18 protein-coding genes and 1 pseudogene are annotated in these 25,154 nt (G+C 61.7%); 11 read left to right on the top strand and 8 right to left on the bottom strand.

Annotated features, from left to right (window positions below; genetic code table 11):
• Positions 1 to 51: 51 nt before the first annotated feature.
• The 4 genes and pseudogenes from CDA63_RS15140 to CDA63_RS15125 all read right to left on the bottom strand — a co-directional run bounded on the left by CDA63_RS15140 (position 52) and on the right by CDA63_RS15125 (position 9,410).
• Positions 52 to 1,385, bottom strand: a pseudogene (locus CDA63_RS15140) (sugar porter family MFS transporter).
• 78 nt (positions 1,386 to 1,463) lie between these two features.
• Entirely contained in the window at positions 1,464 to 3,179 is a 1,716-nt protein-coding gene (locus tag CDA63_RS15135; RefSeq protein ID WP_088465302.1) for a RagB/SusD family nutrient uptake outer membrane protein, read from the bottom strand.
• 69 nt (positions 3,180 to 3,248) lie between these two features.
• Positions 3,249 to 6,407 carry a SusC/RagA family TonB-linked outer membrane protein gene (locus CDA63_RS15130; RefSeq protein WP_088465301.1) on the bottom strand — a complete coding sequence of 1,053 codons (3,159 nt, stop codon included), beginning with the start codon at positions 6,405 to 6,407 and terminating at the stop codon, positions 3,249 to 3,251.
• Positions 6,408 to 6,698: 291 nt separating this feature from the next.
• Positions 6,699 to 9,410 (bottom strand): hybrid sensor histidine kinase/response regulator transcription factor, encoded by a 2,712-nt coding sequence (locus CDA63_RS15125; RefSeq protein WP_165768320.1) that lies wholly within the window; start codon positions 9,408 to 9,410, stop codon positions 6,699 to 6,701.
• A 451-nt stretch (positions 9,411 to 9,861) separates the two neighbouring features.
• On the opposite strand from CDA63_RS15125, the gene CDA63_RS15120 reads away from it, so the two are divergent.
• The 3 genes from CDA63_RS15120 to CDA63_RS15115 all read left to right on the top strand — a co-directional run bounded on the left by CDA63_RS15120 (position 9,862) and on the right by CDA63_RS15115 (position 11,321).
• Positions 9,862 to 10,050 carry an IS4/Tn5 family transposase DNA-binding protein gene (locus tag CDA63_RS15120; RefSeq protein WP_088465299.1) on the top strand — a complete coding sequence of 63 codons (189 nt, stop codon included), beginning with the start codon at positions 9,862 to 9,864 and terminating at the stop codon, positions 10,048 to 10,050.
• A 363-nt stretch (positions 10,051 to 10,413) separates the two neighbouring features.
• On the top strand, positions 10,414 to 10,587 hold the full coding sequence (locus CDA63_RS20920; protein WP_165768319.1) for a hypothetical protein: 174 nt from the start codon (positions 10,414 to 10,416) through the stop codon (positions 10,585 to 10,587).
• Positions 10,587 to 11,321, top strand: a complete 735-nt coding sequence (locus CDA63_RS15115; protein ID WP_165768318.1) for an IS4 family transposase — start codon at positions 10,587 to 10,589, stop codon at positions 11,319 to 11,321. The genes CDA63_RS20920 and CDA63_RS15115 overlap by 1 nt, the downstream gene beginning before the upstream one ends.
• A 103-nt stretch (positions 11,322 to 11,424) precedes the next feature.
• Here CDA63_RS15115 and CDA63_RS20555 read toward each other — a convergent pair whose 3' ends face one another.
• Both CDA63_RS20555 and CDA63_RS15110 read right to left on the bottom strand, forming a co-directional pair.
• Positions 11,425 to 11,565 (bottom strand): hypothetical protein, encoded by a 141-nt coding sequence (locus CDA63_RS20555; RefSeq protein WP_165768317.1) that lies wholly within the window; start codon positions 11,563 to 11,565, stop codon positions 11,425 to 11,427.
• A gap of 211 nt (positions 11,566 to 11,776) precedes the next feature.
• Positions 11,777 to 12,322 (bottom strand): recombinase family protein, encoded by a 546-nt coding sequence (locus tag CDA63_RS15110; protein ID WP_088465297.1) that lies wholly within the window; start codon positions 12,320 to 12,322, stop codon positions 11,777 to 11,779.
• An 883-nt stretch (positions 12,323 to 13,205) separates the two neighbouring features.
• Here CDA63_RS15110 and CDA63_RS15105 point away from each other — a divergent pair.
• The 8 genes from CDA63_RS15105 to CDA63_RS15070 all read left to right on the top strand — a co-directional run bounded on the left by CDA63_RS15105 (position 13,206) and on the right by CDA63_RS15070 (position 23,777).
• Positions 13,206 to 14,186, top strand: a complete 981-nt coding sequence (locus CDA63_RS15105) for an aspartate carbamoyltransferase catalytic subunit (RefSeq protein ID WP_088465296.1) — start codon at positions 13,206 to 13,208, stop codon at positions 14,184 to 14,186.
• Between the two features lie 80 nt (positions 14,187 to 14,266).
• Positions 14,267 to 15,544, top strand: a complete 1,278-nt coding sequence (locus CDA63_RS15100; protein WP_088465295.1) for a dihydroorotase — start codon at positions 14,267 to 14,269, stop codon at positions 15,542 to 15,544.
• A gap of 135 nt (positions 15,545 to 15,679) precedes the next feature.
• Positions 15,680 to 16,210: a 5-(carboxyamino)imidazole ribonucleotide mutase gene (gene purE, locus CDA63_RS15095; protein ID WP_088465294.1), complete on the top strand. Its 531-nt coding sequence runs from the start codon at positions 15,680 to 15,682 to the stop codon at positions 16,208 to 16,210.
• A gap of 23 nt (positions 16,211 to 16,233) precedes the next feature.
• Positions 16,234 to 17,457, top strand: coding sequence for a 5-(carboxyamino)imidazole ribonucleotide synthase (locus CDA63_RS15090; RefSeq protein WP_088465330.1), 1,224 nt, complete (start codon positions 16,234 to 16,236; stop codon positions 17,455 to 17,457).
• Positions 17,458 to 17,605: 148 nt separating this feature from the next.
• Positions 17,606 to 18,694, top strand: coding sequence for a glutamine-hydrolyzing carbamoyl-phosphate synthase small subunit (gene carA, locus CDA63_RS15085; protein ID WP_088465293.1), 1,089 nt, complete (start codon positions 17,606 to 17,608; stop codon positions 18,692 to 18,694).
• A 172-nt stretch (positions 18,695 to 18,866) separates the two neighbouring features.
• Positions 18,867 to 19,271 carry a hypothetical protein gene (locus tag CDA63_RS15080; protein WP_088465292.1) on the top strand — a complete coding sequence of 135 codons (405 nt, stop codon included), beginning with the start codon at positions 18,867 to 18,869 and terminating at the stop codon, positions 19,269 to 19,271.
• Positions 19,272 to 19,374: 103 nt separating this feature from the next.
• Positions 19,375 to 22,605, top strand: a complete 3,231-nt coding sequence (gene carB, locus CDA63_RS15075; RefSeq protein WP_088465291.1) for a carbamoyl-phosphate synthase (glutamine-hydrolyzing) large subunit — start codon at positions 19,375 to 19,377, stop codon at positions 22,603 to 22,605.
• Positions 22,606 to 22,742: 137 nt separating this feature from the next.
• On the top strand, positions 22,743 to 23,777 hold the full coding sequence (locus CDA63_RS15070; RefSeq protein ID WP_088465329.1) for a quinone-dependent dihydroorotate dehydrogenase: 1,035 nt from the start codon (positions 22,743 to 22,745) through the stop codon (positions 23,775 to 23,777).
• Between the two features lie 104 nt (positions 23,778 to 23,881).
• Here the strand turns inward: CDA63_RS15070 and CDA63_RS21890 are convergent, their stop codons facing one another.
• Both CDA63_RS21890 and CDA63_RS20915 read right to left on the bottom strand, forming a co-directional pair.
• On the bottom strand, positions 23,882 to 24,088 hold the full coding sequence (locus tag CDA63_RS21890) for a hypothetical protein (protein ID WP_165768316.1): 207 nt from the start codon (positions 24,086 to 24,088) through the stop codon (positions 23,882 to 23,884).
• Entirely contained in the window at positions 24,012 to 24,275 is a 264-nt protein-coding gene (locus tag CDA63_RS20915; protein WP_165768315.1) for a replication initiation protein, read from the bottom strand. Before CDA63_RS20915 ends, CDA63_RS21890 begins: the two co-directional genes overlap by 77 nt.
• Positions 24,276 to 25,154 lie beyond the last annotated feature (879 nt).

Raw genomic sequence — 25,154 nt, 5'->3', positions numbered from 1 at the left:
CGGTAGCGATGCTCGGGCTGCGCTCGGCATGCCCCGTGCCGTTTCCCTTTTCTAGTGAATAACCAGCGTTTGTTCGAGCTGCTCCAGGGAGCTGCCTTTGGTTTCGGGCATCAGGCGCCACACGAATACCAACTGTAACACCATCATCGAGCAGAAGAAGGCGAAGGTGTGGCCGCCACCCAGCTGCTCGGCAAAATACGGGAAGGTGAAAGCAATGATGGCGGCCATTACCCAGTGCGTGCTCGAACCCAGCGCCTGCCCCTTGGCCCGCACCGCGTTGGGGAAGATTTCGGAGATGAACACCCAGATAACCGCGCCCTGCGAGAAGGCGAAAAAGGCAATGTAGATGAACAGCAGCCCCGGCACCAGCATGCCCCCGAAGGCCTGGAAGTTTTCGGTGTAGAAGGCCCAGGCCACCAGGCCCAGCGTGGCAATCAGGCCCCAGGAACCGATGAGCATAAGCTGGCGGCGGCCCATCTTATCGATGAACTCGCGGGCCAGCAGCGTGAAAGTGAAGTTGACCAACCCCAGCCCGGCCGAGGACAGCAAAGCCGAGCTCTTGCCCAGGCCCGTCATTTCGAAGATGCGCGGGGCGAAGTAGATGATGGCGTTGATGCCCGATACCTGGTTGAAGAAGGCGAAGAGCACGGCCAGCATCACGGGCGTGCGGTACTGGCGCGCAAACAGGGAGCTGCCCCCGCCGGCAGCGTCGTGGCGTTGGTGGTCAGGATGGAGGTCACGTCCTGGTCGGCAGTGGCGGGGTTGATGAGGCGCAGCACCTGCCGCCCCTGCTCGACGCGCCCCTGCCCGATGAGCCAGCGCGGGCTTTCCGGCACCCGGAACAGCAGCAGGAAGAACGCCAGGGCCGGCACCACCTGCACGCCCAGCATCCAGCGCCAGTCCTGCTCGCCGGTGCCCGTGAGCAGGTAGTTGGAGAGGTAGGCGACCAGAATCCCGAACACGATGTTGAACTGGAACATGCTCACCATGCGCCCCCGCGACTCGCGCGGCGATACTTCCGAGATGTAGAGCGGCGCCGTCACCGACGAGGCGCCCACGCCCAGCCCGCCCAAAAAGCGGAAAAGCATAAACAGTACCCAGTTGGAGGTGAGCGCCGCGCCCAGCGCCGACACGAAGTAGAGCACCGCAATCCAGATGAGAGTCTGGCGGCGGCCCAGCTTATCGGAAGGCACGCCCCCGAAAATGGCTCCGAACACGGTGCCGATCAGGGCAATGGCAATGGTGAAGCCGTGCTCCACAGCGCTCAGGCCCCAGAGCTGCTGAATGGCCTTCTCGGCCCCCGAAATAACGGCCGTATCGAAGCCGAACAGGAAGCCGCCCAGCGCCACCACCAGCGACCAGAAGAATACTTTGTTGTTTTTCATATGTGCGGTTAGCTATAGGCCGGCGGCCCTTAGCTTCTAGTGGATGAGCAAATACTGCGAAAGGAAAGCGCCGCCGGACTACCAGCCCGGGTTCTGCTTATAAAGGCCCTTGCTGAAGTTGATCTGGTTGAGCGGGATGGGCAGGTACTCGTCGCGGCCGGCCGTAAAGCGGGCCGTTTGCAGGTACTGGCGCTTGGTTTTCTCCACGCTGAAGTAGGTGTTGAGGTAGTCGGCGGCAATGCCCCAGCGCACCAGGTCGAAGAACCGGTAGCCTTCCATGGCAAACTCCAGGCGGCGCTCGAAGCGCAGGGCCTGGCGGGCGTACTGCTGGTTCCAGCCGGCCGAAGAGTAGAGGCCGATTTTGTAGTTGGAGGTGCTGCCGCCGGCCGCGTTTTTCAGGCGGGCAGTGCTGTTCTGGGCCCGCTGCCGGATCTGGTTGATGAGAGGCAGCGCTTCGGCCGGCCGGTTGAGCTCAATCAGGGCTTCGGCCTTCCAGAGCAGCACGTCGGCCAGCCGGATAACGGCCCAGTTCTTCGACGTGCTCATGAAGGGCGGCGTTTTCTGGAAGCTGGGGTCGGTGGGCAGTACCGTCTCCTTCATCGACATGAACACGCCGTAGGTGTTGGGGTCGCGCAGCCAGGAGTTCTCGAACACGAAGGTGGGCAGGTACTTGTAGGGGTGCGACGGAATGGCCACGGTGTGGTCGAGGCGCGGGTCGACGGTGTTGGCCTGGAAGTCGGCGGGCGTGCTTAGGTCGGAGTTATTGAAGGTGGTGAACAGCGGCAGGCCCTGGGCGTCGGTTTTGTAGGCATTCACCAGGTTCTGGCTGGGCTGGTGGAAGCCGCAGCAGCCGTAGTCCGGGTTCATGGGGTAGTTGAGCACGTTGCCGCGCTGGGTGCGGCCCTTGGGCGTCCCGTCGTTGCGCGAAAACTGGATGGCAAACACCGACTCCACCCCGTTGTCGCCGGCCGTGAGGAAGTTGGTGGCGTAGTCGGGATGCAGGGAGTACTTGGGAATCACCTGGTCGCAGAGGCTCACGACTTCCTGCAGTTTGGCCGCGTCGAGGCCCGTAACAGCGTGGCTTTCGGTCTGAGTGTAGGCCTGGTAGAGCAGGGTTTTGGCCAGGTAGGCCTGGGCCGCCGCCTTGCTGGCCCGCCCGACTTCGGACTGGGTGGCGGGCAGGTTGGTGGCCGCAAACCGGAAGTCGTCGGCAATTTTGCCCCAGAGCGCGTCATTGGTCAGGGCCACGTTCGAGATGGTGCCGTACTGGTCGGTGGGCACCGTTTCGTCAATGTAGGGCACCTGCTTGAAGAGCTCCTTGAGCAGGAAGTAAAAGTGGCCGCGCAGAAAGCGCATTTCCCCCTGGCGCGCCACTTTGGTGGGCATGGCCGCCTCGCTCACCGCATCAAGGCGGCGCAGCGCATCGTTGCAGCGCGAAATGCCCACGTAAATCAGGAACCACAGCTCGTCGGTGTTGCCCACATCGACGCGGTTGAAGCTGAAGGTTTCGTAGAAGTAGAAGGCATCCACGTCGGCCGTGCCGTTGCCACCCTTGTAAGCGTCGCCGCCGCGCACGTTGCCGTAGGGCCACATGCTGGTGTAAGGGGCGCGGTACACGTCGTTGCCGAGCTGCGAATAGGCGGCAATAACCTGCTTTTCGATGTTGGCGGGCGAATTGAGCTGGTCGTCGCTGAGGGCGCCGGTGGGCTGCACGTCCAGGAATTTATCGTCGTTGCAGCTGGTGGCCAGCGTCAGCAGCGAGAGGGCCAGCAGAGTAGACTTAAGGTATTTCATGGGAATTGGAAGCTTGGAGCGTGGTCGGTCGGGAAGGGAGGAAGCCAGGGAGTTCGGGGCGCCGGGGCCCTAGAACGACAGGTTCAGACCGGTGGTGAAAATGCGCGGAATCGGGTACTGGTAGTTGGTTACCTCAGGGTCGGGACCGGTGTAGTCCTTGCTCTTGACGGTGAACAGGTTCTGGGCCTGCACGTAGAGGCGCACGTTTTGCAGCTTGATGCGGCTGCTAAAGGCCGCCGGCAACGAGTAGCCGACCTGCAGGTTGCGCAGCTTCAGGTAGGAAGCGTTTTCGATGAAGTAGGTCGAGGCCCGCCCTTCGTTGTTGGTGTTGATGAGCGTGGCGGCTGGAATGGTGGAGCCGGTGTTGGTCGGCGTCCAGGCATCGAGCAGCCGCGCGCCCCAGTTCTCGCCCGAGGCCAGCGACGCGAAATCGGTGCGGAATTTGGCGTTGTTGTAGGCGTCGAGGCCCTGCACGCCCTGGAAGAACAGCTGCACATCGAAGCCCTTGTAGCCCGCGCCCAGGTTGAGGCCGTAGTTGAAATTGGGCACGCCCTCGGTAATCCAGGTCTGGTCGAAGTTGTCCACTTTGCCGTCGCCGTTGAGGTCCTTGTAGCGAATGCGGCCGGGGGCGGCGCCTATCTGGGTGGCGTGGCCGGTCACCTCGCCCTCGTTCTGGAACAGGCCGTCGGCCACATAGCCGTACACGGCGTTGATGGAGTGGCCCAGGCGCGTGACGTCCTGGCCGTTGCCGCCGTAGGCGTTAATCACCTCGTCGGGCAGGTAGGTCAGCTCGTTGCGGTAGGTGGCCAGGTTGCCCGTGATGTTGTAGGTGAGGCCGCCCGCCAGCTCGTTCTGGTAGTTGAGCAGGAATTCCCAGCCCCGGTTCTCGATGCTGGCTCCGTTCACGAACTGGTCGCCGCCCTCGCCCACGGCCGCCAGGTAGGGCAGGTTCACGAGAATGTCCTCGCTCTTCTTCACGAAGTAGTCCACCGAGCCCGAGAGCTTATTCTGCCAGAGCCCGAAATCGAGGCCCAGGTTGGTCTGGGTAGTAGTTTCCCACTTCAGGCCGGAGTTGGGCCGCTGCACGCGCCGGTAGCCGGAGGGCAGGCCGGTGTCGTTGCCGTAGATGTCGTAGGCGGTGCCGCGGTCGTACTCGAAGTTGGGGTCGAGGGTGCCCAGCAGGCTCTGATAGAGGCCCCGGGAGGCGAAGTTGGCAATGTCCTGGTTGCCGGTCTGGCCCCAGCCGGCGCGTAGCTTCAGGTCGGAGAAGAAGCCGGCGTAGTTCTTCACGAAGGCTTCCTCGCTCAGACGCCAGCCCGCCGACAAGGCCGGGAAGATGCCGAAGCGGTTGTCCTGGCCGAAGCGCGACGAGCCGTCGCGGCGCAGTGTGGCCGAGAGCAGGTACTTATCGGCGAAGGAGTAGTTGACTTTGGCGAAGTAGGAAGCCAGGCGGTAGGCCGTGCCCGAGCCGCCGTTGTCCTTGTTGGCTGCGCCCGCGTCGAGGTAGGTGTAGTTGGGGTCTTCGCTGGCGAAGTTGGTGCGCGAGGCGTAGGTGCTCTCGTCGTAGTAGCTGATGCGCTCGGTGCCGGCCACCACGCCCAGCTGGTGGCGCTCGGCCAGGGTTACGTCGTAGTTGGCCGTGTTCTGCCACACCCAGTTGCCCCAGAAACGCTGGTTCTCGGTCACCCGGTTGTTCTGCTCGGAGAGGAAGCCCGCCTTGTAGGTCTTGTAAATCTGGCGGAACTTGAAGAGGCTGTAATCAATACCGAAGCTGGAGCGCAGGTGCAGGCCGGGCAGAATCTCGGCGTCGGCAAACACGTTGCCGAAGGCCCGGCCGGTGTTGGAGCGGTTCTGCTCGTTGTCCTTGAGTAGGCGCAGGGGGTTGTCCCGGTCGCTCATGCCGGCCACCGGCCCGCCCCAACCCACGCCGTCCACGGTCCGCACCGGCACGATGGAGGGCAGCTGGGTGGTCCGGTCGCGTACCAGGTTCAGGTCATATTCGGCCCGCTGCGACTTCACGATGGTCAGGTTTTCCCCGATCTTGATTTTGTTGTTGAGGAAGTTGTAGTCGGTGTTGAGGCGGGCCGTGTAGCGGTCGAAGCCGGTGTACTTGAGCGTGCCGCTGTTGTCGTAGTAGTTGAGCGAAAATAGGGCCCCGCCCCGCTCGCCGCCGCTGCTCACGTTCAGGTTGTAGCTCTGGATGAGGGCGTTCTGCTGGGTTTCCTTGAACCAGTCGGTATCGGCGGCGCGCTGGGTTTTATCGGCGTCGATGAACTCGGGCACCGTTACGCCCGTGAGCACCCGCCGGCCGTCGGCGCCGACGCTCGTCTGGAAGTTGTAGTAGGGCAAGCTGGGCACGTTGCCGTCGTTGAGGGCTGCCTGGCCGTACACCTGGCCGTACTGCTGGGTATTGAGCAGCTTGATGTTGGGGCCAGGCTGCTGCACGCTGAAGAAGGTCGAGAAATCAACCCGGGTGGCGCCCTTCTTGGCCTTTTTGGTGGTGATGATAATCACCCCGTTGCCGGCCCGCGAGCCGTAGATGCTGGCCGCCGAGGCATCCTTGAGCACCTGAATGCTCTCAATGTCGTTCTGGTTGATCTGGTTGATGCCCTCTTTGGTCGGGATGCCGTCGATAACGTAGAGCGGGTCGTTGTTGCCGAGCGTGCCGATGCCGCGGATGCGCACGGTGGCTGCGCTGCCCGGGGCTCCGTCGGTGGTGATGTTCACGCCCGGCACGCGGCCCTGCAGGTTGCGCGTCACGTCGTTGGAGGCCATGTCCCGAATCTGGTCCACCTTCACCACCGATACGGCGCCGGTCAGGTCGGTTTTTTTCTGGCTCTGGTAGCCGGTCACCACCACCTCGTCGAGGGCCGCCGCGTCGGGGGCCATGGCCAGGCTGACGGTACTGCGCCCGCCCACGGCCACCTCCTGCGACTTGTAGCCGATGAAGGAAAACAGCAGCGTCGCGTTGTCGGGCACCGTAAGCGTGAACTCCCCGTCGGGGCCGGTCGAGGTGCCATTACTGGTGCCTTTCACCACCACCGTTACGCCGGGCATACCGGCCCCTTTCTCATCGGTTACGCGGCCCGTTACGGGAGCATCGGCAAGGCGCCGGGTAGGCAGGGTGGCGGCGGTAGCGGCGGCCAGGGCCGGGAGCGGCAGCAGTGGCAGGGCCGAGAGCAGGGCCAGTCCGACGGCCGGCCGCAACAGGGGTAGTACGTGTTTCATGGGGGGGAATTGGGAAGGAAAAAAACAGCTTCGGTACTGCTCCGGAACGGCCTGGGAAACTGGCGCCGGAGTGGGCCCGCCGCCGGTCCGGGGGCCGGAACAAGGCGGGGCAGTGAGTCAAAGGTGCGGACAAACCCCGCCGGCGGCTTACCGGATTCACTCAAAGACTTTCGATTCTGACTCATCTTTTTCAAAACCATCAAAAGCTTATAAATCAACATATTAAAAATAAAAAACCCCCAGCGTTTGGCCGGGGGCTTTCACTCATGTTACCTGATTTCAAAAATTGATTCAGGGGCTGGGCGTGGTGTGCAGGGCCCGGAACTCGGAGGGCGACACCTGGTAGCGGGCCTTGAAGCTGGTGGAGAAGTAGGAGGGTGAGGAGAAGCCCAGCTGGTAGGCCACTTCGGCAATGGTCTGGTCTTCGTTGAGCAGCAGCTGGCGGGCCTTGGTCAGGCGGATGCCCTGGATAAAGTCGGTGACGCCGGTGCCCAGGATGGCCTTCACTTTGCGGTAAAGCTGCACCCGCGAAATGCCCAGACTACGGGCCACATCCTCCACCGTGAGGTCGGAGCGGGTGAGGTTGGCTTCCACGATAGCCGTCAGGTCAGCCAGGAACTTCTGGTCCACGCGCTGGGGGGCCACGGTGGCCGTGTCCAGGCTCAGCTCCCGGCGGAAATGCTCGCGCAGTTTGTCGCGATTGGCCAGCAGCGTGCGCAGGCTTTCGAGCAGGAAGGTGGGGTTGAAGGGCTTGGTCAGGTAGAGGTCGGCCCCGGCCTGCACGCCTTCCACCTGCTGCTCGGGCGCGTCGCGGGCCGTGAGCAGCACCACCGGAATATGGGAGGTGCGCCAGTCGCCCTTGAGCTGGGCCACCACTTCCAGCCCGCTGAGTTCGGGCAGCATCACGTCGCACACAATCAGGTCTGGAATACTCTCGGCGGCCAGGCGCAGGCCGGTGGCCCCGTCGAAGGCCGTGCTCACCTGGAAATGGGGCCGCAGCTTCTGGTTGATAAAGGCATTCACGTCGGGGTTATCCTCAATCACGAGCACCAGCGCTTCGGCCGCGCCGGCCCCAGCCGCTGGATCCGTCGGGGCGGGCGGCATGAAACCCTCCTCCACGGCCAGGGCCGGGTAGGCGGCGGCCGTGGGCTCCAGCTGCCGCAGGGCCGCCGGCAGCTCCAGCGGCAGTGTCACGACAAAGGTGCTGCCCTGGCCGGGCCGGCTGCTGAAGCTGAGTTGGCCCAAGTGCAGGCGAGTAAGGCCCAGGGCCAGCGCCAGGCCCATGCCCGAGCCCCGGGCCCCGGCCTGCTGGCCCTGGTAAAACCACTCGAAAATGTGGGCCCGGTCCTCGTCGGAAATGCCCCGGCCGGTGTCCTCCACGCTCACCCGCACGGCCTGCCCGCCCGGCTCCAGCTGGAGGCTGACAGTAATCTGGCCGTGCTCGGGCGTGAACTTGAGCGCGTTGGAGAGCAGGTTGAAGAAGACCTTATCGAGGATGTTGACGTCGAACCAGAGCCGGATGACGGGCTCGGCGGGCAGGAACCGGAGCGTGATGCCGCGCTGGCGGGCGGGCTTCTCGAACACGTCCATGATTTCGCGCACGAAGGCTACCAGGTTGCCCTCGGTGGCCCGCACCGGCATCTTGCCCACGTCAATCTTGCGGAAATCCATGAGCTGGTTCACCAGCTGCAACAGGCGCTGGGCGTTGCGGCGCACCAGACTCAGGTCGTGGCGGTGGGCGGCGGGCAGGTCGGGGCCGGCCGTCAGCATTTCCTCCACCGGCCCCAGAATCAGGGTGAGCGGAGTGCGCAGCTCGTGCGAGAAGTTGGTGAAGAAGCGCAGCTTGGCCTCGGTTTCGACTTTGGCGCGCTCGGAAAATTCCTGCAATTGGTTGCGCTGCGAGATGATTTCGCGATTCTGCTCGCCCAATCGGTGGTTGCTGCGGCGGTTGGCCCGGAAGGCGCGGAAGGCCAGCAGCCCCAGCACGGCCACCCCGAGCAGCGCCGCGGCCAGCGAGTAAAGTACCGTCTGCTGGCTGGCGTAGGTGGCCCGCTGCCGCTGCAGCAGCTCCTGCTGGCGCTGGATGTCCTGCTGCTGGCTGGTGAGCTTCTCGGTCTGGAGCTTCATGGTCAACACGTTGGTCGAGTCGATGACCATCGTGCCGAGCGTATTTTCCTTGTCGTAGGACTGGTGGCGCAGAATCTTCATGGCCGTCCGGATGGCCTCTTCGCCGCCAGGCGGGTAGAGCAGCGTGGCCGTCAGCACTCCGTCCTGCACGAACTGGATGCCGCCCTGGTTGCCGGGCAGCCCGTCCACGCCCACCACCCGAATGCGCTGGTCGAGGCCCAGGCGCTTGCAGACCTGGTAGGCGCCGAGGGCCATGCGGTCGTTGTGGGCAAAAATGAGGTCGATTTCCGGGTGTTCACGCAGCACGGCCGGCAGGTTGTCCATCACCGAGGGCCGCTTCCAGTCGCCGTGCACCTGGGCCGTGAGGCGTACGCCCGGGTAGGCGGCCAGGCCCTGGGCAAAGCCCTGGTGCCGGTCGAGGGCCGGGGAAGCACCGGGCGCACCGAGCACCTCCAGCACCTGACCGCGTCCGCGTAGCAGGTTACCCACGTAGCGCCCGGCCGTCTGGCCTACTTCCTGGTTGTTGCCGCCCACGTAGGCTGTGTAGAGCCGGGATGTGGTGCGCCGGTCCAGAATCACGACCGGGATGCCGCGATTGAACACCTCCTCCACGATGGGCGTAATCGGCTCGGCCTCGTTGGCCGACACGATGAGTAAATCGATGCCCTCGCGCAGAAATTCCTGAATCTGCTGCTGCTGGCGGCGGCTGTCGTCGTGGGCATCCTTCAGGCGGAAGCGTACGTTGGGGTAGAAGCTCAGTTCTTTGTGCATGCCCGCCAGCATGGCCTGCCGCCAGGCGTCGGCGGTGGTGCACTGTGAAAAGCCGATGGTATAGCGCGGGGGCGGCGGCGCGGAATGGCAGCCACCTAGTAGCATAAGGATCAGGAAGCAGTACCAACCTGGGAAAGGCTTTATGCTTAGGCTGATAGCCGCAGGGGTTTTCATTCTGGCTGTGGGAGTGGATAACAGATAGTTCGGGGTGTCAAGTTGCATATAATAGTTAACCCGTAGAAAGCCGTTGAACGCACAGACAAGCTAGGCAGCAGGCACAGCCTTAATTACGCTGAAACTGGGGGTCGCACAATAGTAGAAACGGAAAACAACGGTAAGGAGCGTTGTCCGATTGTGTTAGGGTCGACCCGAATTCGTATTGGGGGGGGCGTCTCAGCAAACGACCGTTTTAAGCGGAAAAAACTGTCAACATTTCTTAGGACGAGACACCTTTTGGAAAAGCTGTCAACCTATTCCCGGACGGGACACCCAAAACTTAAAAAGCACTGTCCGGTGGGTCAGCGCTTTTTTTGTGGACGGTGGGTAGCTTGCGGGGATGAGTATATCCACCGGTTTTGGCATGGCGCAGCAGTGGGCGCAGACGCATTTTGGGCACGTCCACCTGGGCGACGTTTGCCGCACACGACGGGTGGTCACGCTGGCGGCCGACTGTGCCCGGCAGCCGGGGGCGAGCATTCCGCACCTGAGCCAGGGACAAGCCTATGCCAGCAAAGCAGCCTATTAGCTGCTGGGGCCACGTGCAGACCACGCCTGACGCCGTGCAACAGCCACACCGGGCCTTGGTCGGCCAGCAGTTGCAGGCACCGGGCACATTTCTGCTCGTCGAGGATACGACTGAGTTGAGTTGGCTGGAGGCAGCCGAGCGCCGGGCGGGCCTGGGGCCTGTCGGGCAAGGGAAGGCCTACAGCCAGGGCGTGCTGCTACACTCGCTGGTGGCCGCCGCCTGGCCTGCTGAGGACCCCTATCCGGCTGCCAAACGGCCCGCGCTACCGCTGCTGGGCCTGCTCGACCAGCAGTTTCACGTGCGTCAGCCCGTGCCCGAGGCCGAAAAAGCCCGCACGGCGGCTCCCAGCCCCGGCAGGGCCGCGTGCGCGAGTCGGCATTATGGGACCAGAGTCTGCGGGCCGTGGGGGGGGGGGCGCCGGCCGGTACGCGCTGGGTGGTGGTGGCCGACCGCGGGGCCGACATCTACGAGCATTTGCAGCAGTGCCAGGCCCAGGGTCTGGGCTTCGTGGTCGTGCGGCCCAGGACCGGGCCCTGATGGCCGGGCCGGACAAGACGCCCGCCGGTCGCCTGTTTGCCGTGGCCCGTGCTCAGCCCCGTGCCGGGCAGTTGCGCCTGACGTTGCGGGGGCGGCCGCGCCAGCCGGCGCGGGAAGTGGTCTTGCAGGTGAGTTTCAGTCCGCTCGTCGCGTTGCGGGCCCCGCAGCGGCCGGCCGGGGCCACGGGCAAGGGCGAGCCGGTGCCGGCCAGCGCGGTGCGGGTCTGGGAAGAACGGGGCCTGGATGCGACGGGTCCGGGACTGGAATGGCTGCTGCTCAGCGACCAGCCGGTGAGCGACTTGGCCCAGGCGCTACGCCGCGTGCGCCAGTACACCAGCCGCTGGCTGATCGAGGACTTTCATAAGGCCCTGAAAACGGAGCTGGGAGCCGAAAAGCTGCAACTGCAAACCGCCGCCCGCCTGTTCGCGGCCCTGGCCCTGCTCAGCGTAGTGGCCCTGGCCCTGGTGGATTTGCGCGAGAAAAGCCGCCTGGAGCCGGACTTGCCCGCCGAGGCGGCCGGCCTGACGGCGACCGAGTTACGGGTGCTGCGTCACCAGCACCGACGGCCCCTGACCAGCGTGCACGCGGTCTGGCGGGCGCTAGCCGCGCTCGGCGGTCACCTGAGCCGTAAGGGTGATGGGCCGCCCGGCTGGCAAACTCTCTGGCTGGGCCTGATGAGCTTGCGCTTGCTCGTTGAAAGCGTACAGATGGCGGCGCAATTACGGCAGGAATGACACCAAAAAGAGCGCCGGCCTACCAGCCGGCGCTCTTCGGAGTTTTGGGTAAGGACAAGCCGCAGGGGAACAGAGCTTTTTTTGCGGCGAAAGCCAGCGGGAACTAGGGGTTCACGTGCTTGAGCTTACGGCGGCGACGCTCCTGGGCCTGCTTTACGCGGCGGTGGATGGTCTCATTGGTGAGGTCAGTCTGCTTAGGCGTAGCAGGCGGGGTGGTCTCGGCCTTGGTGGTCTTGGTCGTCATACAAAAAGAAGTTAGGTTCTGCCCAAAGATACCTTTCTCTGGCACATGGTGGCTCATCCACCCGCTACAAACTTTCTACTGACCCGGTGAATAGGTCTTCTTGGGGCGCTTTGAGGTGGTCCAGTTATGCTGGACAGAATGGGGTGGTATTTAGTGCGAAACGCGACAAGCGGAATTGTCTCGCCTCATTCCGCGGCCGGACCTTGCAGCCCTATCTGGGGCGGTAACGCTTGACGCTGGACTCGCTCACGCCCGTGGCGGCCACGGTCATGTGCACCGACATGCCGGCGGCCAGACAGGTCTGGACTTTAGCCAGCTTACTTTCATCCACGCCCGGTCGGCGGCCCAGGTGCCGGCCTTGCGCTTTTGCCAAAGCAATACCTGCCGTCGCCCGCTCGCGGATGCTCTCCCGGTCGTACTCGGCCAACGCAGCGAAGATGCCCAGCACGAGCCGGCCGGCGGGGGTAGCCGTGTCGATGCCCAGGTCTAGGGCCACGAAGCGCATCTGGCGCGCGTGCAGCTCGGCCACCAGCTGCATGATGTGGGCGCTGTTGCGGCCCAACCGATTCAGGCGCGCCACGGTGAGTGTATCGCCGGTGCGCAAAGTGGCCAGCAGTTCGGTGAGCACGGGCCGTTGGGTAGTAGCACCGCTGATCTTTTTCTGAAACACCCGATCAATGCCGGCGGCCTGAAGTTGGGCGATTTGGGTATCGAGATGCTGGTCTTTGGCCGAAACACGAGCATAGCCGAAGTTCATGGCAAATGGGTCAGGAAGGTGGGGCCACGAAGATACGCGTCTGGCCCTACTTTCTGGCCCCTTTATTCTAGGCCAAGCTAGGGATGAATGGTGGGGGCCTGGAAGCTGTGCCGTAATGGCTCTACCGTCGCGCAGAAGAGCGCGTGAATTAATCAGCGCTTGATAATCGGCTCGGTTAATCTTTGAACCAAACTTATAACCAAGGCCACCACTCTGATGCTACTTTGTGCCGGCCGGAAATGAATCAGCCCATGAAATACCGAGTGGTTCATGGGCTGCTTGCCACCGCAGAATGGTGGTCCGCCAGCTTAAGCAGCGGAATAAAGAGCTAAAGTTAAGATGGATGTGCTTGCCAAGCAACTGGTTGCGCGAGCCATGATTTTTTTGGTGGCGAAAAGAACAACAAAAGATGCGTTAGTTAGCTCGTTAGCTTGAAAAATACAGAGATGAGAAAAGCAGCCCGAAAAAATTAACCTAGCTGACGAATTGTCGGGCGTAACAATACCGTAGCTTTGCAGCATGCTTCAACCAAAAAACCAGTTGATGAAGCGTGGAACCCAGCGCGACTGGGAGCCGCGAGTGGACCGGAAGGTCTTTGGTTCCGTCGGTTTTCCCGATTCTGCCGCTGGTATTTCCGTTGTTTTTTCTGGGTATTGCCCCGCCACCGTTTCGGATTCCGAAACGGTTTTTTTATGCCCGGTTAGTTCGACGGTTGCTGTTCTGCGACTGCGGCGGCCATCGTCCCGGCCCACCCCGGCACTCGCCACCTCAACTCCAAGCCCTGTTTCCTATCGCTCAGTGAAATACGAAAGCTACTAAACAAACAGGGTGAACCCCTCCGGCTCGTAACTACTGACTGCGTACTTCATTTCCCCAACCTGGTATGGCACGTAAAGACCTGATCGACATTGCATCCCTGCACCCGGAGGAAATCGAGTTCCTCCTCGACCAATCCAAGTCCTTTAAAAAGCTGTTCACCCATTCGGTGAAGCGAATTCCCGCCTTGGAAGGCAAGTCCGTGCTCATGCTCTTTTATGAGGCCAGCACCCGGACGCACTCTTCCTTCGAGGTCGCGGCCAAACGACTCTCGGCGGAGGTCACGAATTTCGATGTTGCCCACTCCTCCATCTCCAAGGGCGAGTCGGTGCGCGAGACGATTGAGACGCTCCAGGCCATGCGAACCGACTACATCGTCATTCGCCATAGCCACCCCGGCTTGCCCGGCATGATTGCCCGCCAAACCACGGCGTCGGTCATCAATGCCGGCGACGGAGCCCACGAGCACCCCACCCAGGCCCTGCTGGACGCTTTTACCATCAAGGAAAAATTTCCTGACCCCCGCGGCAAAAAGGTCCTCATCATCGGCGATATTCTCCACTCCCGCGTGGCGCGCTCCACCAGCACGTTGCTGCAAAAGCTGGGCATCGAGGTAGCTTACCTGGGGCCGGGCTCGCTGGTGCCAAAGTACGGCCCGGCCACCATCCGCCGCTTCACCGACTACGAGGCAGCCATGGCCTGGGCCCCCGATGTGGTGTACCTGCTGCGCGTGCAGATGGAGCGCCAGGACGTGCAGTTTTTCCCCAGCCTCCGCGAATACCACCGGGTGTACGGCATCACCACGGCCCGGCTGGCGGAAATCAGCGACCTGGGCCTCTACGTCATGCACCCCGGCCCCGTGAACAGGGGGGTGGAGCTATGCGACGCCGTGATGGACTACGAGCGTAGCCTTATTACCAACCAGGTCGAAAACGGCATCTCGGTGCGCATGGCCGTGCTCGACTGGCTCAAGCCGGGCGGGGATTTCCCGCGGCAGGAATCATACGTCGCGCGGCCTAAAGTCAGCTCCACGGTGCTTACGCCCTGAGCGCCGCCCACAATGGCTGACGCCGCTTTTTGACTTTATCTCTTCCATACCCCTCGCCGGTTCACCGAAATCATCCCTTCATGCTGCTGCTTCAAAACGCCCGTATCGCCTCCGAAAACTCCCCCGTACTTGTCGAAAGTGACGTCCTCATTGTCGAAGGAAAAATTCAGGAAATTGGCAGCGGCCTGGCCGTTCCCGAGGGTGCCCGGGTCATCGACGCGCGCGGCCGGGTGCTGATGCCCGGCATGTTTGATGCCCACGTCCATTTCCGCGCTCCGGGGTTTGAGAACAAGGAAACCATCACCACGGGCAGCGAAGCGGCCATCAATGGCGGCGTTACCGGCGTGGTGATGATGCCCAATACCCGCCCGGCCCTCGACTCGGCCACGGCGGTGGCCACCGTGCTCGATAATGCGCGGGACCGGTCGCGCATTCCGGTATACACTTCCGGCTGCGTTACCAAGAACCGGGAGGGCAAGGAGCTGGCCGAAATTGAGGGCATGCGCGAGCTCGGGGTGACCATGCTCACCGACGATGGCGATACCACGGCCGACCCGGCCGTCCTTTTCCGGGCCATGCAGTATGCCACCGAGTTTGGGATGTTTTTCGCCAGCCACTGCGAGGTGCCGGAGCTGGCCGGGCCACGCGCCGTGAACGAAGGGGTGATGAGCTACCGGCTCGGCATCAAGGGTTCGCCGGCTTGCGCGGAGGAAATCATTATTGACCGCGACATCCGTCTGGCCCACGCGGCGGGCGCGCACGTGCACATCCAACACGTGTCCAGCAAGATGGGCATGGAAACCATCCGCTGGTGGAAATCGCGCGGCGATGTGAAGGTGACGGCGGAAGTGATGCCGCACCACCTGATGTTCACCGACGAGCACATCGGGGACTACGACACGAACTATAAAATGAACCCGCCGCTGCGGACGCAGGCGGATTGTGACGCCCTGCTGGCAGGTCTTATTGAAGGCGTATTCGACATCATTGCCACGGACCACGCGCCGCACACGCCGTTCGAAAAAGCCCAGGATTTCATCAGCGCGCCCAATGGCATCACCGGCCTGGATACGGCCCTGGTATCGCTGTATCACCATTTCGTCGAGCCCGGAAAATTCGGTTGGGACCTGGTGGTGAAGCGCTATTCGGCGGAGCCCCGACGCCTGATGGGCCTGCCGGTAGCCGCCATCGAAGTCGGCCAACCGGCCGAGTGCCTCCTGTTCGATACCGAAGCGGAAACGACCTTCACGCGGGACTTCATGAAATCCAAATCCCAGAACACGCCCTTCCTCGACCAGACGTTGAAAGGCCGGGTGGACCTGGTGATTTTAGGCATGGAAATCCTACTGGAGCGCTAAGAGGTAGCGCTTTTTCAAAAAACAAACAGAACGTCATGCTGAGCTTGTCGAAGCATCTCTACCGCTTCGTATGCACCGCCTGGCGAAGCGGTAGAGATGCTTCGACAAGCTCAGCATGACGACCAAGAAATTTCAATGAACACACCTGCCACCTCCGACTCTCCCAACAGCGCCGCCCCAGGCAAGCCCCTGGTCGGCGTGGTCATGGGCTCCAGCAGCGACTGGGACACCATGCAGCATGCCGTGCAGATGCTCATTCACTTCGGCGTGGCTTACGAAGCGCGCGTGGTATCGGCCCACCGCATGCCCGACGACTTGTTTGCCTACGCCGAACAAGCCGGTCCGCGCGGCTTGCAGGCCATCATTGCCGGCGCGGGTGGGGCCGCCCACCTGCCGGGCATGCTGGCCGCTAAAACCACGGTGCCCGTGCTGGGGGTGCCAGTGGCCAGCCGGCATTTGCAGGGCGTGGATTCGCTGCACAGCATCGTGCAAATGCCTAAAGGCGTGCCCGTCGCCACGTTTGCCATTGGCGATGCCGGGGCGGCCAATGCCGCGCTATTCGCCGTCAGTATGCTGGCTCTGCACGACCCGGACCTGGCGACCAAGCTGCACGCGTTTCGCGCCGCACAAACCGAAGCCGCCCGCGCCATGACGCTGCCCGTATGAGCGACCAAACGCCTCGCCTCGCCATGACCCCAGTTTTTCCGGGCAGTACGGATGCCGCTGGCCAGCGGGCAACCCTGGGGGTGCTGGGCGGCGGCCAGCTGGGCCGCATGTTTGTGCATGCCGCCCAGCGCCTGGGGTACTTCACCGCCGTGCTGGAGCCCGACGCGCAAAGTCCGGCCGGACTGGTGAGCCACCACCATATCCAGACCGACTACGACGACCCGGCCGGGCTGGCGCAACTGGCCCACCTGTGCCAGGCCATCACCACCGAGTTTGAAAACGTGCCCGCCCAGGCCCTGCAAACGTTGGCCCTGACCCGCCCCGTGGCCCCGGGCGCGGCCGTGGTTGGCATTGCCCAGGACCGCATCGAGGAAAAAGCCCATTTCACGGCCGGCGCCGACCTGTCGGGGGTGGCTTGCGCGCCCTACGCGGTGCTAGAAACGCCGGCTCAGCTCCAGGCCGTGCAGAACGACCGGGCTGATTTGCTGCCCGGCATCCTCAAAACCGCGCGCATGGGCTACGACGGCAAGGGTCAGGTCCGGGTGAAGACCGCCGCCGAGCTGGCCGCCGCCTGGGCCGAGCTGGGCAGTGTGGCCTGCGTACTGGAAAAGATGCTGCCGCTCACGGCCGAGTGTTCGGTGCTGGTGGCGCGCGGCTGGGATGGGCAGGTTGTCAGCTTCGCCGCGCAGCGCAACGTGCATGTCGATGGCATTTTGGCCGTGACCCACGCTTACGAAGGCAATATGCCGCCCGCCCTGGCAACCAGGGCCCGCGACGCGGCCGTTTCCCTGGCACAGCATCTGGGCTATGTGGGCGTGCTGTGCGTCGAGTTTTTTGTGGTGGAAGGCGAAAATGAGTACGGCGACCTGGTAGTCAACGAGATGGCCCCGCGCCCGCATAACAGCGGCCACTACACCCTGGACGCCTGCGACGTATCGCAATTTGACCTGCAGGTGCATACCCTGGCGGGCCTGCCCTTACTGTCGCCGCGCCAGCATTCCCCGGCCATCATGCTCAACCTGTTGGGTGAGGTGTGGTTTGACGGCCACGGGCAACGGCGGGAGCCGGACTGGCACGCTGTACTGAGCTTGCCGGGGACGCACCTGCATCTGTACGGCAAAGCAGAAGCGCGCGCCGGGCGCAAGATGGGCCACCTGACCATCACCGGCCCGGATGTCGCCAGTGTAAAAACCGTGGCGCGGCGCGCCGCTGGTTTGCTCGGCCTGCCGGGTCTGGATGATATTTAGCTGTCGTTTGTGTTAGCAAAAATTTACATTAAACGAGCGGTTATGCTGAGCTTGTCGAAGCATCTCTACCGCTTCGGCTGAGCCATCCAACGAAGCGGTAGAGATGCTTCGACAAGCTCAGCATGACATTTCCCTGCGTTCAACTATCATGTCCCAAACAGTAAAACTCCTCCTCGAAGACGGCACCACGATAGAAGGCGAATCCTTCGGCGCGTTCACCTCCGCCGCGGGCGAGGTTGTGTTCAGCACGGCCATGACGGGCTACCCTGAAAACCTCACCGACCCGTCCTTCGCCGGCCAGATTCTGGTGCTTACCACCCCCATGGTGGGCAACTACGGCGTACCCGGCGAGGACCTGTACGAGTCAATTTCCCGGATATTCGAGTCCGACAAGATTCACATTGCCGGGCTGGTGGTCAACTATTACTCCGAGGAGCACAGCCATTGGAACGCCGCTAAAAGCCTCGGCGACTGGCTGAAAGAGTACAATATCCCCGGTATTTTCAACGTCGATACCCGCATGCTCACCAAGAAACTGCGCGAGAAAGGCGCCATGCTTGGCAAAATCGTGGCCGACACCGACGTGCCCTTCCACGACCCCAACCTTGACAATCTGGTGGCCCAGGTGAGCCAGCCCGGCGTGGAGCACTACGGCCACGGCCAGCACAAAATCGTGCTCGTGGACTGCGGCACCAAAACCAACATCATCCGCTGCTTTCTAGAGCGCGACGTGGCGCTGATTCGCGTGCCCTGGGATTACGATTTCACCACCCTCGACTACGACGGCCTGTTCCTGAGCAACGGCCCCGGCGACCCCAAAATGTGCGAAGCCACCATCCAACACCTGCAAAAGGCCCTCGCCCAGGACAAGCCCATTTTCGGCATCTGCCTGGGCAGCCAGCTCATGGGCCTGGCGGCGGGCGGCGACACGTTCAAGCTGAAATACGGCCACCGCAGCCACAACCAGCCCGTGAAGCGCACCGGCACCCAGCGCTGCTACATCACCAGCCAGAACCACGGCTTCGCAGTGGACACCGAAACGCTGCCCGCCGAGTGGCAGATGCTGTTCGAGAACCTGAACGACGGCACCTGCGAAGGCATCAAGCACACGTCCAAGCCGTTTTTCTCCACGCAGTTTCACCCCGAAGCCGCCGGCGGGCCACAGGATACGGAGTTTCTGTTTGATGACTTTTTGAAAGCGGTGGTGGCGTATAAGAGTAACGCCGGAATAAAATAGAACGAGCCAAAAAGAACGTCATGCTGAGCGGAGCGCAGCGAAGTCGAAGCATCTCTACCGCTTCGTTTAAACGGATTTAACCCTTATGCCGAAACGAAGAAATTTAAATAGCCTACCCCATAATATCACTCAAAGTTTCTTTGGAACTGAGAGATACTACAGTTGCGGGTATATGGCCGATTGGTTATTGAACGCGGCGCGAAAGCTGAATCTAGATAAGGCCTCCTTAAATATTTTGACTGCCACTTTTGAGCCAGTGGAACTGAACACAAGCCCATTGATTCATAATGCTCGGTCATTAAAGGAAATCATCGACAAGGAACTATTGGCTATTGGTTTCGAGAAGGGATTTATAGCAGAAGCTCACATTGACTTCCAGTTTCTTAACCCCAATATTTTCAGGAAGGGAATATACTGTTTCCCTTACCTGATTGACAAAGAGGGCAGGCGCTATGATTCTGGTAGAATAATAGCTGAAAGTTATGAGCCTGAATTTGACGCTTTTGAGAACAGGAACATAAATTCGGCAAAGTTTTCAGCCACTTTACTCGACAAATGGAAAGGCTTATTCAAGTAGTTTAATAGTATGTGACCTCAACGAAGCGGTAGAGATGTTTCGACTCCGCTGCGCTCCGCTCAACATGACGGTCAAGCCGTTTAAAAAGAACAGTACCCTTAGAATGAACAAACCCAACAAAGTACTCCTCCTCGGTTCCGGCGCGCTGAAAATTGGCGAGGCCGGGGAGTTCGATTATTCCGGTTCGCAGGCGCTGAAGGCGCTGAAGGAGGAAGGCATCCGCACCATCCTCATCAACCCCAACATTGCCACCGTGCAGACCTCCGACGGCATGGCCGACGACGTGTACTTCCTGCCCGTGACGCCCTACTTCGTGGAGCAGGTCATTAAAAAAGAGCGGCCCGATGGCATTCTGGTGGCTTTTGGCGGCCAAACGGCCCTGAACTGCGCCGTGGCCCTGTACCGCGCCGGCGTGTTCGAGCAGTACCACGTGCAGGTGCTGGGCACGCCCGTGCAGAGCATCATCGACACCGAGGACCGGGAGATTTTCAAGGTCAAGCTCGACCAGATTGGCGTGCGCTCGGCCCGCAGCGTGGCCTGCACCAGTATGGCCGAGGCCCTGGCCGCCGGCGAAACCATTGGCTTCCCCATCATCGTGCGGGCCGCGTTTGCGCTGGGCGGGCTGGGCAGCGGCTTCGCCAACAACCTGGACGAGTTGACGGCCCTGGCCCGGCAGGCCTTCACGACTTCGGACCAGATTCTGGTGGAAGAATCGCTGAAGGGCTGGAAGGAAGTGGAGTACGAAGTGGTGCGTGACCAATTTGATAACTGCATCACGGTCTGCAACATGGAGAACTTCGACCCCATTGGCATTCACACCGGCGAGAGCATCGTGGTGGCCCCGTCGCAGACGCTGAGCAACCGCGAGTACCATAAGCTGCGCAGCATCGGCATCCAAACCATCCGCCACCTGGGCATCGTGGGCGAGTGCAACATTCAGTACGCGCTGGACCCCGCGTCGGAAGATTACCGCGTGATTGAGGTGAATGCGCGCCTGTCGCGCTCGTCGGCGCTGGCCTCGAAGGCGACGGGCTACCCGCTGGCCTTCGTGGCCGCCAAGCTGAGCCTGGGCTACTCGCTGGCCGAGCTGAAAAACAGCGTCACGCAGACCACCTCGGCCTTTTTCGAGCCGGCCCTCGACTACGTGGTGGTGAAGCTGCCGCGCTGGGACCTGGGCAAATTTTCGGGCGTGAACCGCCAGATTGGCTCGGCCATGAAGAGCGTGGGCGAGGTGATGGCCATCGGAAAATCGTTCGAGGAAGCCATTCAGAAGGGCCTGCGCATGCTCGATACCGGCAAGCGCGGCTTCGTGGCCAACCGTCCCGAAACCATCGAACGCGACACGATTGACAAGCTCCTGAGCGAGCCGAACGAGGAGCGCATCTTCGCCATCAACAACGCCTTCGAGGCTGGCTACACGCTGGAGCAGGTGCATCAATTGACGAAGATTGACCACTGGTTTTTGCAGCGCCTGTTCACCATTTTCGAGCTGGGCCAGCAGCTGGCCGCCGGCCGCCCCACGGGCCTGGATTCTTTGGAAACCAAGCTGTTGCGCGAGGTCAAGAAAGCCGGCTTCTCGGACCAGCAGATTGCCGTGCAGCTGCTGGGCGAGGGCGACGTGAAAGCCGACGAGCTGCGCGTGCGCGCCCGCCGCAAGGCCCTGGGCGTGCTGCCCGTGGTGAAGCAGATTGACACGCTGGCCGCCGAATTTCCGGCCAAAACCAACTACCTCTACACCACCTACCACGGCACCGAAAACGACCTGGAGCGCGAAACCGCCAAATCCATCGTGGTGCTGGGCTCGGGCGTGTACCGCATCGGCAGCTCGGTCGAGTTCGACTGGTGCGGCGTGCAGGCCGTGCAGACGGCGGCCGAGGAAGGCTACAAAACCATCCTCATCAACTACAACCCCGAAACCGTTTCGACCGACTACGACGTGAGCGACCGGCTCTACTTCGAGGAGCTAAGCTTCGAACGGGTGCTGGACATTCTGGATTTCGAACAGCCCAGCGGCGTGATTCTGAGCACCGGTGGCCAGATTCCCAACAACTTAGCCATGCGCCTCGAAGAAGCCCACGCGCCCATTCTGGGCACCACGGCCGCGCACATTGATGAGGCCGAGAACCGCCACAAGTTCTCGCGCATCATGGACGAGTTGGGCATTGCCCAGCCGCGCTGGAAGGAGCTGACTTCGCTGGAGGCTATGAACGAATTTGTGCGGGAAGTAGGCTACCCGGTGCTCATCCGGCCGAGCTACGTGCTGTCGGGTGCGGCCATGAACGTGGTTTCCAACGCCTTCGAGCTGGAAGAATTTCTGAAAGCCGCCAAGGAAGTGAGCGCCGAATACCCGGTGGTGGTGTCCGAGTTCATGCAGGAAGCCAAGGAAATTGAGCTCGACGCGGTGGCCGACCAGGGCGAAATCGTGAGCTACGCCATTTCCGAGCACGTCGAGTTTGCCGGCGTACACTCCGGCGATGCTACTATGTACTACCCGCCCCAAAAGGTGTACGTGGGCACCATCCGCAAGCTCAAAATCATTGCCGAAAAAGTGGCCAAGCGCTACGAAATCAGCGGCCCGTTCAACATTCAGTTCCTGGAAAAAGACGGCGCCATCAGCGTGATTGAGTGCAACCTGCGCGCCTCGCGCAGCTACCCCTTCGTGTCGAAAATCTCGGGCAACAACCTCATCAAAAAGGCCACGCAGGTGCTGCTGGGCAAGCAAGTGGCCCGCGACGAAAGCGAGCGGGTCTACGATCTGCCCTTCGTGGGCGTGAAGGCCCCGCAGTTCTCCTTCACCCGCCTGCCCGGCGCCGACCCGGTGCTGCGCGTGGACATGGTGAGCACGGGCGAAGTGGGCTGCCTGGGCGACACGGCCGAGGAAGCGCTGCTGAAAGCCATGCTGAGCGTGGGCTACAAAATCCCGGCGAAAACGGTGCTCATTTCCGGCGGCCCCCTGCAGTCGAAGGTGGCGCTGCTCTCGGCCAGCAAGCTGCTGGTGCAGCGCGGCTACCAGCTCTACGCCACCCAGGGCACCCACCGCTTCTTCGCCGAAAACAGCCTCCCCAGCTCGTTGCTCTACTGGCCCGACGAGCTGCAGGAGCCCAACGTGCTGACGTATCTGAAGGAGAAGAAAATCGACCTGGTCATCAACATCCCCAAAAACCTGTCAAAAGGCGAGCTGGATAACGACTACAAAATCCGCCGCACGGCCGTGGATTCGGGCGTCGGGTTGCTGACGAATGCGCGGCTGGCCAAGGCATTCATCCGCGCCTTTTGCACGCTGGGCATGGAGGATTTGAAGATTAAAAGCTGGAACGAGTATAAGGCGATGTAGCGCGGACTTAGTAGTCCGCGTGGCGATATATCGAACTAAGATTTGCACTAAGAGCCTGTTAAAATTCAGGCATTCTGAATACCTGTACCTCGAAAACTTATTCGCTGAACCCGACCAACCGTTTGGCCCAAATGCCCGTGTATAAATCCCTCATCAAACCCCTACTTTTCGACCTCGACGCTGAGCGCGCCCACCACCTCGTTTTCGATAATCTGCGCCGAGCTGCGCGGATGCCGGGTACCAAAGCGCTGTTGCGGACGCTGTATAATTTCCAGGATTCCAGCCTGGAGCGGGAGGTTTTCGGGCTGAAATTCCCTAACCCCGTGGGCCTGGCGGCGGGTTTTGACAAGAACGCAGCCCTGACCGATGAACTGGCCACGCTGGGCTTTGGTTTCGTGGAGATTGGGACCGTGACGCCCCGACCGCAGCCCGGCAACCCCACGCCACGCCTGTTTCGGCTGCCCCAGGACGAGGCGCTGGTGAACCGCATGGGCTTCAACAACGACGGGGCAGCTGTGGTAGCGGCCCGGCTGGCCCGGCGGCGTGACCGGCAGCTTATCATCGGCGGTAACATCGGCAAGAACAAGGACACACCCAACGAGCACGCCGCCGCCGATTACGTGGCCGGCTTTGAAGCTCTGGCCGAGGTGGTCGACTACTTTGTGGTGAACGTGAGCTCGCCCAACACGCCCAACCTGCGCCAGTTACAGGAGAAAAAACCCCTCATTGAGCTATTGCAGCAGGTGCAGGCCCGAAACCTGGCCCGCGCCGTGCCGCGTCCGCTGCTGCTCAAAATCGCGCCCGACCTCACGGATTCGCAGCTCGACGACATTCTGCTCATCGCCCGCGAAACCAACCTGAGCGGCCTCGTCGCCACGAATACCACTATCAGTCGCGATAACCTGAGCACCGAGCCTGGTTACGTAGCCAGCCTGGGCGCGGGCGGCCTGAGCGGCAAGCCGCTGCGGGCGCGGGCCACCGAAGTCATCCGCTACCTGCACCGAAAATCGGACGGAGGGCTGCCGATTATCGGCGCCGGTGGCATTCACTCGGCGGCCGATGCACGGGAGAAGCTGGACGCGGGGGCTTCGCTGATTCAGCTTTACACCGGGTTCATTTATGAAGGGCCGGCGCTGGTGAGCCGGATAAACCGGAGCCTGGTACCAGGCTAACGCGCCACCTCCGCACGTGCTGGTGCCAATAGGGGTAGCGCAAGAGTAAGAACAGAAACTCACGTGAGGGCAGTTGAGCGAATTGTTTCTCTAGGCTGGTACGCCTACACCAGCATGGCCCCCGGCACACCCGCGACGCCCAGCCCGCACTGCTGTACCCCGACGATCTGCCCGCTGTGGCCTATGCGTACGGCCCTGGCTGGGGGCCGTACGGGCATGCTTTCCCGGTCGTACTCAGCCAGCGCGGCGAAGATGCCCAATACCAGTCGCCCCACGGGGGTGGCCGTCTCGATGACAGGGTTCAGGGCCACGAAGCGTACCTGCCGCGCGTGCAGCTCCGGCCACCAGTTGCATGATGATACCGAGCAGCTCAGTCTGGCCCTGGTGGATGCAGCCCAGGGCCAGCGCGAAAATGCGCGCTTCCACGTGGGTGAGCTTGAGTGGAGCCCTTACCAGGGCATTGGCCTGGTAAGCCCGGGGGTATAGGGGGGCAGGCACGGATGGAGTAACCATAGCAGATACGGCCCCGGGCGGCAGTTAACCCGGAACAGTCCCCAAGTTACGTGATTCACCCCAGACCCGGCATCCGTTGCTCCCGTGAGGAGCCGATCTTTTTGAGGAGTGCCATTTTTCACGTAATTACTATTGGGGGCATTGTAGCGCTTCATTGGAACTGAAGGCCCCTCAGGTGCTGCTTAGGGGGCTTGGGAGTGTGGAAAGTGCCATTCTTCACGTAGGAGTGCCGTTTCTCACGCAGCAGAGTGCCGTTTTTCACGTAGATAATCGACTTAATATTATGACATTCAGTGAGTTATGAGGCCCTGAATATAGAACAGTAAAAGAAGAGCTTTAAGAAAACAGAAGAGGCTCTGCTTTTTTTGAAATTTAAGATTGGTTAAAGGCAGCCCGTAAGTGGGTACAAAGTGCGCTCAGGGGCATTCAGGGACAGTTAGACGGGTCCCGGACCCCGGGAAAGGCGCGAGAAAACACGTGGCGCTAAAGGTATTATCTGTTTTGAGCAACTACGTGAAAAATGGCACCCCCTGGCTCCTGCTCCGGTCGGCCGGCGGGGTCGGAACCGGAAATCAGGAGTTACTTTATCTACGTGAAAAATGGCACTCATCCCCCCTGCCGATCAGCCTGTCAGCGGCAATTAGGGCCCCGGCAGTGCTTCTGCCCCCGATAGCTACACGCTGATAAGCCTGACGCGGACCCCTGATGGAGCATTTTTTTTTGGCTACCTGCAGAGGGCGCCCGCAACTTGTGGTCCTAACTAGGTGTATAGTCCCAGCGTGAGGTGGGTCGGGTCATGGGTAAAGTTAACGGGGTTTTTCTGCCACTGGGCACACACAAATTCATGTGGCGTGAGGCCGCGTA

This window comes from Hymenobacter amundsenii, from assembly GCF_002204745.1.
In the GTDB taxonomy this organism is placed as follows: domain Bacteria; phylum Bacteroidota; class Bacteroidia; order Cytophagales; family Hymenobacteraceae; genus Hymenobacter; species Hymenobacter amundsenii.
The sequence above is the reverse complement of the archived record's forward strand: the minus strand, read 5'-3'. Positions and strand labels throughout refer to the sequence as shown.

Bases quoted from the DNA above. Each gene is read 5' to 3' on its own strand.
- CDA63_RS15135 (WP_088465302.1), bottom strand. From the start codon at position 3,179: ATGAAATACCTTAAGTCTACTCTGCTGGCCCTCTCGCTGCTGACGCTG.
- CDA63_RS15130 (WP_088465301.1), bottom strand. From the start codon at position 6,407: ATGAAACACGTACTACCCCTGTTGCGGCCGGCCGTCGGACTGGCCCTG.
- CDA63_RS15125 (WP_165768320.1), bottom strand. From the start codon at position 9,410: ATGCTACTAGGTGGCTGCCATTCCGCGCCGCCGCCCCCGCGCTATACC.
- CDA63_RS15120 (WP_088465299.1), top strand. From the start codon at position 9,862: ATGAGTATATCCACCGGTTTTGGCATGGCGCAGCAGTGGGCGCAGACG.
- CDA63_RS15115 (WP_165768318.1), top strand. From the start codon at position 10,587: ATGGCCGGGCCGGACAAGACGCCCGCCGGTCGCCTGTTTGCCGTGGCC.
- CDA63_RS20555 (WP_165768317.1), bottom strand. From the start codon at position 11,565: ATGACGACCAAGACCACCAAGGCCGAGACCACCCCGCCTGCTACGCCT.
- CDA63_RS15110 (WP_088465297.1), bottom strand. From the start codon at position 12,322: ATGAACTTCGGCTATGCTCGTGTTTCGGCCAAAGACCAGCATCTCGAT.
- CDA63_RS15105 (WP_088465296.1), top strand. From the start codon at position 13,206: ATGGCACGTAAAGACCTGATCGACATTGCATCCCTGCACCCGGAGGAA.
- CDA63_RS15100 (WP_088465295.1), top strand. From the start codon at position 14,267: ATGCTGCTGCTTCAAAACGCCCGTATCGCCTCCGAAAACTCCCCCGTA.
- purE (WP_088465294.1), top strand. From the start codon at position 15,680: ATGAACACACCTGCCACCTCCGACTCTCCCAACAGCGCCGCCCCAGGC.
- CDA63_RS15090 (WP_088465330.1), top strand. From the start codon at position 16,234: ATGACCCCAGTTTTTCCGGGCAGTACGGATGCCGCTGGCCAGCGGGCA.
- carA (WP_088465293.1), top strand. From the start codon at position 17,606: ATGTCCCAAACAGTAAAACTCCTCCTCGAAGACGGCACCACGATAGAA.
- CDA63_RS15080 (WP_088465292.1), top strand. From the start codon at position 18,867: ATGGCCGATTGGTTATTGAACGCGGCGCGAAAGCTGAATCTAGATAAG.
- carB (WP_088465291.1), top strand. From the start codon at position 19,375: ATGAACAAACCCAACAAAGTACTCCTCCTCGGTTCCGGCGCGCTGAAA.